General features: G+C 32.8%; 8 protein-coding genes, 1 riboswitch and 2 other annotated features. All 8 genes read left to right on the top strand.

Annotated elements, in window-relative coordinates; genetic code table 11:
- The first annotated feature begins 210 nt into the window (after positions 1-210).
- The 8 genes from QWC74_RS13660 to QWC74_RS13625 all read left to right on the top strand — a co-directional run bounded on the left by QWC74_RS13660 (position 211) and on the right by QWC74_RS13625 (position 11673).
- Complete coding sequence (locus QWC74_RS13660) at positions 211-1452, top strand: helix-turn-helix domain-containing protein (protein ID WP_006783640.1); 1242 nt, start codon at positions 211-213, stop codon at positions 1450-1452.
- 402 nt (positions 1453-1854) lie between these two features.
- Positions 1855-2766: a ribonuclease Z gene (locus QWC74_RS13655; protein ID WP_006783639.1), complete on the top strand. Its 912-nt coding sequence runs from the start codon at positions 1855-1857 to the stop codon at positions 2764-2766.
- Between the two features lie 86 nt (positions 2767-2852).
- Positions 2853-3230 carry a VOC family protein gene (locus QWC74_RS13650; RefSeq protein WP_006783638.1) on the top strand — a complete coding sequence of 126 codons (378 nt, stop codon included), beginning with the start codon at positions 2853-2855 and terminating at the stop codon, positions 3228-3230.
- Between the two features lie 73 nt (positions 3231-3303).
- Positions 3304-3385, bottom strand: a riboswitch (cyclic di-GMP riboswitch).
- A gap of 352 nt (positions 3386-3737) precedes the next feature.
- Positions 3738-4982 (top strand): Gfo/Idh/MocA family protein, encoded by a 1245-nt coding sequence (locus tag QWC74_RS13645; protein WP_006783637.1) that lies wholly within the window; start codon positions 3738-3740, stop codon positions 4980-4982.
- A gap of 65 nt (positions 4983-5047) precedes the next feature.
- A complete protein-coding gene (locus QWC74_RS13640) occupies positions 5048-5650 on the top strand; it encodes a hypothetical protein (RefSeq protein ID WP_006783636.1) in 603 nt (200 codons plus the stop codon).
- A gap of 449 nt (positions 5651-6099) precedes the next feature.
- Positions 6100-8331 (top strand): alpha-galactosidase, encoded by a 2232-nt coding sequence (locus tag QWC74_RS13635; RefSeq protein WP_006783635.1) that lies wholly within the window; start codon positions 6100-6102, stop codon positions 8329-8331.
- Positions 8332-8455: 124 nt separating this feature from the next.
- Positions 8456-9787, top strand: a complete 1332-nt coding sequence (locus QWC74_RS13630) for an FAD-binding oxidoreductase (protein WP_006783634.1) — start codon at positions 8456-8458, stop codon at positions 9785-9787.
- Between the two features lie 527 nt (positions 9788-10314).
- Positions 10315-11673 (top strand): MATE family efflux transporter, encoded by a 1359-nt coding sequence (locus QWC74_RS13625; RefSeq protein WP_006783633.1) that lies wholly within the window; start codon positions 10315-10317, stop codon positions 11671-11673.
- Positions 11674-11793: 120 nt separating this feature from the next.
- Positions 11794-11916 (bottom strand) — a sequence feature (23S ribosomal RNA rRNA prediction is too short).
- A 174-nt stretch (positions 11917-12090) separates the two neighbouring features.
- Positions 12091-12288, bottom strand: a sequence feature (23S ribosomal RNA rRNA prediction is too short).
- Positions 12289-12379: the final 91 nt, after the last annotated feature.

Genomic DNA, 12379 nt, shown 5'->3' with positions numbered 1-12379 from the left:
TCTTTATAATACATTGTATGATAAAGTTTATCTTTTGCGATTAAATACGATAGATTCTCTGATTATTAAAAAAATTTTCCTGTTTTATCTCAATTTTGACATTATATTTAGCAAAATAGGAAATTTAATGTATTGTTTTGAGTAGATATGGTATCTTTATAGGTAGAAAAAATAAAAAATAATGAAAAAACTAGTTTAGGAGTGAAGTAGTTGTTTTATACAGTTGGAGAAAAAATACGTCAAGTTCGACAACAATTTCATTTAAAACAGGGGACTTTTCAACATTTTGGGATTACTCAACATTATTTAAGTATGATTGAAACAAATAAGCGGCAACCTCCAGAAAAAACGTTAATTGATATATATGATGCCTTAGTTACATTAACAGAAGGTGAAATGCGGTCATTATATACATTGGATGAATTTTTAAAAACCCCAGAGGAGCAAGCACGTGAATTTTTTGAACAACGTTTAACAATAGATACGATTGTTGACCAATATGATGAATTGATGAGTGTGGCTAAGCAGTATAATTTAACAAGCTATATGATTCAGTTGGATAAATTATTAGGGCAGTATTATTTCATGAGGAATGATGGTCAAGAAGCCGTTAAACATTTTCAAATAGCCATTGATCGAGCCATTAAAGAAGATATTAATCCCTATCATTTATATCAACAATTTGGAATTATGTTGAGAAAGTTAGGACGATATGTAGAGTCTATTTCAAAACTTTCAATAGCCATTGGATACGCAAAAACTGAAGAACAAATTAAAGAGATTGATGTATTGTTAATCCTTACTTATTATCAAATGGGACAGCATCAGTTAGCATTAGAAATGATTAACCAATTAACTTCTAAAGCTAATATTTATCCTTCTAAGCATTATGTCAAGGCAATCCTTATTAAAGTAGAAATTTTACGAAATAATGGTCTGATATTAGAATCCCGAGATTATTTATTAGCTTTACTTGATGAGCCAGAGTATGAACCGTATTTAAAACATATTTATCATTCTTTAGGGTGGAATTACATAGCAAACCACGAGTATTCAAAAGCATTAGAAATATTAAAAAAAGCTTTTTCGTATCGTGAAAGTGATTTAGAAAAAGCCTTAACTCTTTTATTAATTGGTGCAGTATATTTTGAGATGGAGGAATATGAGGAAGCTCAATCATACTATACACAAATTAAGTCCACTATCTTATCCTCTTGGAGTACTAATTCTAAAAAAATGTGGTTTGATAAACAATTAGATTTATATTGGCGTACTAAACAAATGGACAAAGTAGTGTTACTACAACAAGAGTTAAAAGAGCTGGTTGAAACAGAAGCTCTTCCTGAAGATACTGTTAATCAAATAAAAAAGACATTTCTTAAACAGGTATCAACTCGTACTTCATTAAGTGAAGAAGAGTACTCACCTTTATATAATTTTTTAGTTTTCTGAAAATATCACAAGTTAGATGTGATATTTTTTTTCTTTATATATATCACTCGTTTATATTATGATAATGATGTACAAAGGGTAATGTACATTGGGGAATTAATTAACTTCTGTTTTGCAATGGGAGCAATACAGAAGTAATGAAAATTTTTATTTTTTAGAAGGAGAGAGCTAAAAAATAAAAATTATAGAATAAATAGGGTAATGTCTTCTAATTTGTCATTTGAATTTTTATGAGAGTAACAATTCATTTGTTACAATGAACTGTATCAGAGGAAAAACTGCTTTAGCTTAGGTGGGAACTAAGTTAAAGCAGTTTTTTTGTATACAAATAGATTGATTTTATCATTTTAAATATATAAGTTTAGCTACATATATATAAACATTAAAAGGAGTGAAAAGGTTATGTTAGATGTTACACTATTAGGAACTGGGGGTGGGATGCCTTTGCCAGGGCGATATTTATCGGCAACGCTCATCACTTATAGAGGGAATAAAATTTTAATTGATTGTGGAGAAGGAACCCAGGTATCTATGAGAGAAATCAATAGTGGATTTAAAAGTATTGATATGATTTGTATTACGCATATTCATGGTGATCATATTATTGGGTTACCAGGGTTACTTGGAACGATTGGAAATAGTGGACGAGTTAACCCTCTTTTAATTTTAGGACCAGAGGGGATTAGCGAAGCTGTATCAGCAGCTCGCGTCATCGCAAAGTATTTGCCGTATGAAATAAACGTGATTGAGAATCCACAACAGGAAATTGAGCTGTATAAAGGAGAGATAGTCATTAAAACGTTAGAGCTTGATCATTCCTCACCCTGTATAGGATATCAACTATATGTTAAACGACGTCCAAAATTTGATTTAGAAAAAGCTCTATCTAATAAGGTTCCAAAGGATATTTGGAATCAATTACAAAAATCAGATGAGCCCATATTTTATGAGGAGAGAGAATATTATCCGCATCTTGTTCTTGGTGAAGTTCGCAAGGGGATTAAAGTTAGTTTAGTGACAGACACTCGTCCGATTTTAGAGATTATTCCTTTTATCGAAGGTAGTGATTTATTTATTTGTGAGGGAACTTATGCATTTGATGAAGAAATCGAAAAAGCGATTAAAAATAAACATATGACCTTCAAAGAGGCGGCGACATTAGCTAAAAAGGGGAATGTTAAGTCGCTACTGTTAACACATTTTGGGGCAGCATTATTAACACCTGAGGAATATGCTTCAAATGCAAGAAATGTTTTTGAATCAACAGTCATAGGGAGAGATCACTTATCAGTTAATTTGAATTTTTCGGAATGACTAGATATACTTAGAAAAAAAGGCCATATATTTGGGCAAAGTAGTGGGGATATGATAGAATAGGTTAGACCAAAGGAGGGATACACATGATTAACTATATTAGTAAAGTAACGATTTATGTTCAAAATCAAGATGAAGCGATGGCCTTTTGGACTGAAAAAATGGGATTTGATTGTGATATTAAACCAATGGGACCTGGTTTTAAATGGGTAGAAGTAAAACCCCAAACAGATAGCCTAACATCATTTGTTATTTATGAAAAAGCACTAATGAAATCTCAAAATCCACAAACAAATGTTGAACATCCATCAATTATTTTAAGCACACAAGATATTCAGGTTACCTATGAAGAAATGAAGGAAAAAGGAATTAAGGTTGATGATTTAAAAATCATGCCTTATGGAAAAATGTTTACCTTCTATGACCAAGACGAAAATCGTTATATGATTAGAGAAGATAAATAAAAAGAAGTTGACTCAGGTTAAATAACCTGAGTTTTTTTGTTTTCTCAAAATGGCCGAAAAAAAACCGGCTCATTTTAAAAAGCCGGTTGTACCAATATCTCGATATATTCCAGGTACCCATATACAGAATATATTTCATCGATTCTTAGGCAGAATTATAACATATTCCTCATATGTTGACAAATTTTTTATGAAATTAAATTTAAAGACATAAATGTAGGATTTTAGATAAGCTTTTCATAATTAGAAAAGTTTTATTTCCTCTATATTAAAAGATAGAAACTATTTTATGTTTTATACAGTACGAGATAGTCTGTAATGATAGGCACGTGAATATATATAAGTAGTGATAAGTTTTTCATAGTTGGAAAACTTTTATCAGGACTATGGTAGGCGTTACTAAAAATAAGGTTTATTTATGAAGGTTGATTTTTAAAAATGTGAAAAATGTTTCGATAGAATGATAAAGAATATAGATGATATTTTTAAAAAAAGAGGGAGAGAGTTATGATTAAGGTTGCAGTGATTGGTGCGGGTCAAAGAGGAAAAGATACGTATGCAGATTATGTTTTAAAAGGAATGGAAGGGGTTGAAGTAGTCGGGGTAGCAGAACCGATTAGGGAGCGACGAGAGTATATGAAGAATCATCATCATCTAAGAGATGAGTTTCTCTTCGAGTCTTGGGAGCAGTTACTAGCGATTGATAAATTTTGTGACGCGGTGCTTATTTGTACGAATGATGACATGCATTATGAACCTGCTAAATTAGCGCTCGAAAAAGGATACCATATCCTACTCGAAAAACCGATGACTAATACACTCGAGGAGGTGGATAAGCTTGAGAATTTAGCTATAAATTATCCAAACCAAGTGTTTATGGTTTGTCATGTTTTACGATATACACCGTTTTTTAGCACGATTAAACGTTTAATTGATGAAGGGGCAATCGGAAAGATTGCATCGATTCAGCATAATGAGAATATTGGTTATTATCATATGGCGCATAGTTTTGTGCGTGGGAATTGGCGTAATTCAGTGGAAACGAGCCCTATTATTTTAGCGAAGAGCTGTCACGATTTCGATATTTTAAATTTCTTGGTGGGGGCAAAATGTATAAAGATTGCATCGTTTGGAAACCTTCAGCATTTTAAGAAGGAGTGTATGCCACTAAAGGCATCATCACGTTGTATTGATTGCCTAATTGAATCAGATTGTCCTTATTCAGCTTTAAAATTATATCCACAAAATATTGGAAAATGGCCAACATCTGTGATTACTGAAAATCAAACAGAAGAAGGGGTCAAAGAAGCTTTAGCACATGGACCTTACGGACGTTGCGTTTATTGTTGTGATAATGATGTGATGGATCATCAGGTGACAATTTTAGAATTTGAAAATGGAGTTAGTGCAACATTTAATTTAAGCGCCTTTACGCATGAGGTAACGAGAACAATTAAAATCATGGGTTCTAAAGGAGAAATTCGAGGGCACATGGGATTTAATCAAATTGAAGTTTATGATTTTTTAACGAAGCAAGTTGAGGTTATTGAGCCGAAAGATGATATTTCAGGACACAAGGGACATGGTGGTGGAGATTCAAGATTGTTACAAGATTTTGTTGACGCTGTTGAGGATTACTTAAATGGGAAAAAACATGAAGCTAAAACATCGGCATTAGTTTCACTAGAAAGTCATAGAATGGCTTTTGCAGCAGATGAGTCAAGATTGACTCAGCAAGTCATTTTACTTTAGTTTTTAAAATTGGAATATCTAAGAAGATAATGGTAATTATAATAATATTGTTAGGAGGTGGCCCAGTGGAAAATAAAGTTAGGACCGTGGCAGCAATCATTATTCCAGTGTTTTTATTTGTATTATTTACAGCTAGTTACCAAAGATATTTACCTCAAAAAAGTGTCGTAGAGTTACTTGATCACTATAAGTCTCTTCAATATGATAATGAAGATATCGCCATTCGTCTATCAACAACTTCTAGTGTCGAAACAGTCTTTTTAAATAAAGTACTACCAACGATGCACTATAAGGTGTTAGAAAGTAATGTTACGGATGATCAAGCAACGGTAAAAGTACAAATTAGTAATGTAAATTTAGATATGATGTTAGAAGATTATGAAGCGGGATTAGTAGAACAAACGATTAAACCTGTCATCGATGAAGAATTAACATCAGTTGGTTCTAAAATAGATGATTTTGAGATTAGTGTCTTAGTTAACTTAATCGATAATCCTGATATAAAAAAGCAGTATGTTACTCGTGAATTAGAACTAAATCTAACAAAAGTAGATGGCAATTGGGTTTTAGAGGATAATGATGAATTGTTTAAAGCCATGTTGGGATACGATTCGGATGAAATTTCACTACAACATTTAAATCGTGAGGTAAATTATTTAGCTCAGTAAAAAGGTAAGAACTATCTTAAAAAAGGTAGTTCTTTTATAGTGAAAAGATAGGTAAAAAAAACATCGAGTCGATACAGAGTGCATACAGTATAAATACAATTATTGGTTAGAGTAAATTGTTTGTCTTTATTCGATTTATATGAAATAATAAAAAAGTCTTATTCAAGACAACAAATTGAAATACTAAGATTAGTCCTTGCCAAGACTTTTTCAAATGTAATTTATCCCCCATTATCAGTACTTCAAAACTTTTTGTTTGAATACTAAAATAAAAAAAAGCGTGATCTCCCCTCTTAATGATCGCGCTTTTTTTTATTTTTAATAAATTTTACTTCATATAATACATTTAGCCATATATAACTAACATGATGACATTTAAAGTAAGCGTATTCTGTTTTATAATGAAGCCATATTTGAAACGCCAAACGTGTTAAAAGGGAGAGAGTAAAATGGCAATTTTATTTAATGAAGTAACAAAAGAATTTCATTTATATAATGATCATGTAAGTTATATTATAACAATTTTACAGAATAACCAATTAGGACAATTATATTATGGAAAAAGAATCCGTCATAATGACTCCTTTGCACATTTATTAGAAACGAGTAAACGTGCAATGGCAGCTTGTGTTTATGAAGGAAATCCATTTTTTACATTGGAACATTTTAAATTAGAGTACCCAACTTATGGAACAGGAGATTTTAAGTATCCAGCTTATGAAATTATGCAGGAAAACGGAAGTCATGTGACTAATTTTGAGTATGTATCACACAAAATCTATCGTGGTAAACCGGCGTTAATAGATTGTTTACCTGCCACTTATGTAGAAGATGAAGATGAGGCAAAAACACTAGAAATTACGTTAAAAGATGAAGTAATTAATACGGAGTTAGTTTTAACCTATACCATTTATGAAACACGCCCAGTCATTACACGTAATGCACGATTCAATCATTTAGGGGAAGAAAAAATTACGTTAACAAATGCCATGAGTGCTTGTGTGGATTTACCAGATTCAAATTATGAGATGATTGAATTAACAGGATCATGGTCACGTGAACGTCATGTTAAATCACGTCGTTTAGAGCATGGAATTCAAGCAATTTACAGCATGCGTGGAACAAGTAGCCATCAATATAACCCATTCCTTGCATTAAAACGTCCAAATGCTGATGAATTTTCTGGAGAAGTTTATGGATTTAGCTTTGTTTATAGTGGAAATTTCTTAGCGCAAGCTGAGGTTGACACATATGGTGTGACTCGTATCACAATGGGATTACATCCAAATCGTTTTAACTGGGTATTAAATCAAGGTGAAGTATTCCAAACACCAGAAGTAGTTATGGTTTATAGCCAAGATGGATTAAATGGAATGAGTCAAACTTATCATGAGTTATATCGTACTCGTTTAGCTCGTGGCTATTGGCGTGATCGTGTTCGTCCTGTTTTAATTAATAACTGGGAAGCAACTTACTTTGATTTTAATGAGGATAAAATTCTAAACATTGCCAAAACAGCAAAAGATTTAGGGGTAGAATTATTTGTTTTAGATGATGGATGGTTTGGTAATCGTGAAGATGATCACCGCGGGCTTGGTGATTGGTATGTGAAGAATCATGAAAAGCTTCCAAATGGGATTGAAGGATTAGCACAAAAAGTTGTGGACTTAGGGATCAAATTTGGATTATGGTTTGAACCAGAAATGGTGAATAAAGATTCAGATTTATATCGTGCTCATCCAGATTGGATTTTAGCAACACCGAATCGCGGATCATGTCATGGTCGTAATCAATATGTATTAGACTTCTCACGTTCTGAAGTTGTTGATTATATCTTTGATTTAATGGATAAAGTATTAGAAAAAACACCAATTTCTTATATTAAGTGGGATATGAATCGTAACATTACAGAATGTTTCTCTGCTACTGCAAAAGCAGAAGATCAAGGAAAAGTTATGCATAAATATATTTTAGGTGTTTATGATTTATATAACCGCTTAACTTCAAAGTATCCAGAAATCTTATTTGAATCTTGTGCAAGTGGTGGGGCACGTTTTGATCCAGGAATGTTATTCTATGCACCACAAACATGGACAAGTGATGATACAGATGCCATAGAGCGATTAAAAATTCAATACGGAACTTCAATGGTTTACCCAATTTGTAGTATGGGGTCTCACGTTTCTGCCATTCCGAATCATCAAACATTTAGACAGGTTCCACTTAGTACACGTGCAAATGTTGCTTATTTCGGAACATTTGGATATGAACTAGACCTAAATAAATTAACAGATGTAGAAAAAGAACAGGTCGCCGAGCAAATTGAATTCTTTAAAGAACACCGTGAAACCATGATGCATGGAACTTTCTATCGTTTACTAAGTCCATTTGAAAATGATATTACTTCCTGGATGATGGTTTCACCCGACCAAAAAACAGCATTAGTTGGATACTATCGTCCATTAACAACAGTAAATAACAGTTATTTACGTGTAAAATTACAAGGATTAAACGAAAACTTTAAGTATCATGTATCTATTAATGAAACAACTCATTACGGAGATGAGTTAATGAACTTAGGATTACTAACAAGTGATATTACACGTGGAGAAATTCTTGAAAAATATAATGGTGAAAATGGAGACTATGCATCACGTGTTTATGTATTAAAAGCTGAATAATAATAAAAAGTGTAAAGGGAAATTTCCTTTGCACTTTTTATTCGTATTGAAATGTCTTTCTTTTGAGAATACTTTTAAGGTATACTAATATGTTAATGAGTTTAGGAGATTGAAGGTGTGAAAAATGAACTTTAAAAAGTTAACAGGAAAAGTTATAACGAAAGATGATTTTGAATACGAAGAAAGTCGACAAGCTTGGAATCGAGCAATTCAAAAATATCCACAAGCTATTGTCTATTGTCAAAATGAAGAGGATGTTATGAATGCCTTAAAATTCTCAAAAGAAAATAAGATACCATTTCGTATTCGCTCAGGATCTCATCATTATGAAGGCTATTCAACAGGTAATGATCTTCTAGTCATTGATGTAAGTCATTTAAATAAAATAAAGTTGGATGAAGTCAATCAAATCGTTACCGTTGAAGGTGGAGTTCGAAATCGTGAATTATATGAAGCTGTTTGCGGTGCAGGATATCCATTTCCAGGTGGAGGGTGTCCAACGGTAGGTGTCGCTGGATTTACGCTTGGTGGAGGCTGGGGATATTCAAGCCGTTTATACGGTTTAGGATGTGATAGCTTAATTGAAGCTGAAGTCATTGATTATAAGGGAGACAAGCTAGTAGCCAATCATCAAATGAATCCTGATTTATATTGGGCTTTAAAAGGTGGTGGTAGTGGAAACTTTGGTGTTGTAACAAAGTTGACATATAAGTTACCAGAAAAAATGGCGATGTGTACATTGGTTAACATTGATTATCAACGCGTTAGTGTAGAAAAAGTGATTGAGGTGGCTAGCCGTTATCAACAATTTTTTAAAGACTTAGATCGTCGTTTAAACTTAAAAATGGCGATGTATAATTCTGAAACAAAGGGACAAGGTGTTAGATTAACGGGGATCTTTTATGGAACGAAAGAAGAAGCCGATGCATTGCTAAATCAATTTAATGATGGGACAGATTATGACTTAGATTATATGTCAGTGCTTGAAGCGAATCGTGCAGTCCAAGATTCTCATCCTGATTTTGAAAAGTATCGTTCAGGTGGACGATTTATTTATCGTCATTACACAGAGGTAGAATTAAAAGAGATGCTTCATTTAATTGAGGTACGTGCCGAAGGTTCATTATACACAGCGATTACGTTTTATGGAGTAGGTGGAGCCGTGTCTGATGTTAGTCCACAAGAAAGTGCATATTATTATCGCGATGCTATCTTTATTTTAGGATTCCAATCGGTCTGGGAAGAGTCGAAATATGCGCCAACTAACCGTCAGTGGGTAGAAGAACGATTTAAAATTTTATCGACTTATACAGAAGGATCCTTTATTAATTTCCCAATCGCCCAACAAAACTATGAAAAACAATACTATGGAGAAAATTTACCGAGATTAAAATTGGTAAAAGCTAAGTACGATCCAGATAATTTCTTTAATTTTGAACAAGGAATTAAATGGTAAGATGTTAAGGAGTGTTTCATAGAGATTCCGTTGTTTTTTGCTTAATATAGAGGCAGACAATGATAGAGGAGTGTCCCAGCGGTGGAAGAATAGATTGTCTAACGCCAATAGCTGGGGGCCACCCCAATAGTTGAGGAAACTTTTCCCCCAAAAAAAGTTGGGGTATAATTTTTTGTTTAATAGGGTAGCAAGCTACTATGAGGAATTGCCTGACTAGTAGAGGAAAGCTAAGTAGTGAGCCTTTAATTAATGGGAAGGCCGACAGCTATAAAGGAGTGCTCCAGCAGTAGAGGAATAGTTAATCGCTGGGGGGTCCCACCCCAAAAGTTGGGGTATAATTTTTTGTTTAATAGGGTGGCAAGCTATTATGAGGAATTGCCCTACTAGTGGAGGAAAGCTAAGTAGTGAGCCTTTGGCTCGCTACTTAGCGTAGGGAACCCATTGACATATTTCTAGACCACTGTTAAGATGTTATAGAATTTTGAAAAATTTTGGATATAGAGTATAAAAGAGGAGGAGAGAAAACGATGACGGATATGACGAAAGGGAGTCCAATTAAGTTAATTTTGGCATTTATGATTCCGATTTTAATCGGAAATTTATTTCAACAATTATACAGTATGGTGGATACAGCGATTGTTGGAAAGTTCGTGGGGGTTCAAGCCTTAGCAGCAGTTGGTGCAACAGGAGGATTAGTTTTTCTAATCTTAGGTTTTATTAATGGATTAACTCATGGTTTTTCAGTGATTATATCACAGCGATTTGGTTCTAATGATGAGGAAGGGGTAAAAAAGGCAACTGCAATGTCTATTTACCTGTCAGCTATCGCAACAGTCATTATCACCATTATTTGCATGATTTTTGCTAAGCCGTTATTACAAATTATGAATACGCCAGCTGATATTTTAGCTGATGCGAATACCTATGTAAGTATTATTTTTGGTGGAATTATTGCCACTATTTCTTATAACTTATTAGCGTCGGTTTTACGTGCATTTGGAGATAGTAAAACACCACTTTATTTTTTAATCATTGCTTCCATTACAAATATCGTATTAGACCTAGTTTTAATTATTAACTTTAATATGGGAGTAGCGGGAGCAGCTGCTGCAACGATTGCTTCTCAAGGATTATCAGCTTTTTTATGTTTCGTTTACATGAAGAAAAAATCGGATATCCTTACATTACAAAAGCACCACTTTAAATTGGATAGATTATTGGTTAAAGAACTTATGGCAGTTTCAATTCCAATGGCGTTACAATATTCAATTACAGCAGTTGGGGTTATGATTTTACAAGTGGCAATTAATAGTTTTGGATCAACAGTTGTTGGAGCCTTTACAGCGGCAACAAAAGTAGAGCAGTTAGTAATTCAACCATCTATTGCAATTGGAATGACGATGGCAACATTCTCAGCTCAAAATATCGGAGCGAGAGAGCTTGGACGTGTACGTCAAGGGGTTAAACAGGCTACAATTTTAACATTATGTGTAAATGTTGTGTCAGCTTTAATTGTTGTCTTCTTTGGAACTTACTTTGTTGGATTCTTTGTTGAAACAGAAGGAACTGAAGTTTTAACTTATTCACAACAATATTTAAATACAGTGGCAACCTTCTTCCCAATCTTAGGATTACTATTCTTATATCGTTTTACTTTACAAGGTCTTGGAAGCACAGTAGCACCTATGTTTGCGGGTGTAATGGAATTAATTATGCGTACGGGTGTTGCTTTTACGTTGCCGGGATTAATCGGATATGCGGGCGTTTGTTTAGCAAGTCCATTTGCTTGGGTAGGTGCAACAGTCTGGCTCTTATATTCATATTTTAGAGTTATGCCACGTCTAAAATCAGAATTTTGTGAATTAAAACCAGAATTGCAGTTATAAAAAAATCGAGAGTAATCACACTATAAGTGATTACTCTTTTTTATTTTTTAAAATGCATCATATAATATTAATAATAATTATTATTTATAAAGGCTATACTTACATATATTTCATAGAAAACCAGCTATCTGCAAACCAGATTTGTCTTTCACTACTAACCACAATTAATCAGATGATATTGCAACATCAACCTGTTCGATCGTTTATCCATCTTATCATAGTTAGATCGTTTGCTTTCGGGTCAATTAATATTAATTAAATATTTTAATATATTTTTTTATATATATATATTATTCTATTTATTTATAACTTATTGTTTTACTAATATTAATTACTTGCTGACCCATTATACAAAAGGTACATCATTAATATAATATAATATATTCATGATTGCTTATAAAATAATCATTTTCATACTTTCCCTTACGGTACTTACTATACTTATTAATAGTATTTAGTCTTAGAATTTGTTATCCTATTTTCTTACATTTTTTTCACATAATACTTATTAGACCTTTATTATTTTCTCTCACCAATACTCATAATATCTCTGTTGATTTCTTATCCTTAAGTTACTTAGATGTTTCAGTTCACTTAGTTTATTATTATTAATAATTATTCTTATTATAAATATAATAAAAAATAACATTATTAATATAAAGGTTTACCCTTAGGTTTTAAAATTAATTGTTATTAATTTATTAGT

The sequence above is a fragment of the uncultured Turicibacter sp. genome (genome assembly GCF_938044715.1).
Taxonomy (GTDB): domain Bacteria; phylum Bacillota_I; class Bacilli_A; order MOL361; family Turicibacteraceae; genus Turicibacter; species Turicibacter sanguinis.
Note: the sequence above shows the minus strand (reverse complement) of the source record. Positions and strands in the feature narration are given on the sequence as shown.

Bases quoted from the DNA above. Each gene is read 5' to 3' on its own strand.
- QWC74_RS13630 (WP_006783634.1), top strand. From the start codon at position 8,456: ATGAACTTTAAAAAGTTAACAGGAAAAGTTATAACGAAAGATGATTTT.
- QWC74_RS13650 (WP_006783638.1), top strand. From the start codon at position 2,853: ATGATTAACTATATTAGTAAAGTAACGATTTATGTTCAAAATCAAGAT.
- QWC74_RS13635 (WP_006783635.1), top strand. From the start codon at position 6,100: ATGGCAATTTTATTTAATGAAGTAACAAAAGAATTTCATTTATATAAT.
- QWC74_RS13625 (WP_006783633.1), top strand. From the start codon at position 10,315: ATGACGGATATGACGAAAGGGAGTCCAATTAAGTTAATTTTGGCATTT.
- QWC74_RS13645 (WP_006783637.1), top strand. From the start codon at position 3,738: ATGATTAAGGTTGCAGTGATTGGTGCGGGTCAAAGAGGAAAAGATACG.
- QWC74_RS13655 (WP_006783639.1), top strand. From the start codon at position 1,855: ATGTTAGATGTTACACTATTAGGAACTGGGGGTGGGATGCCTTTGCCA.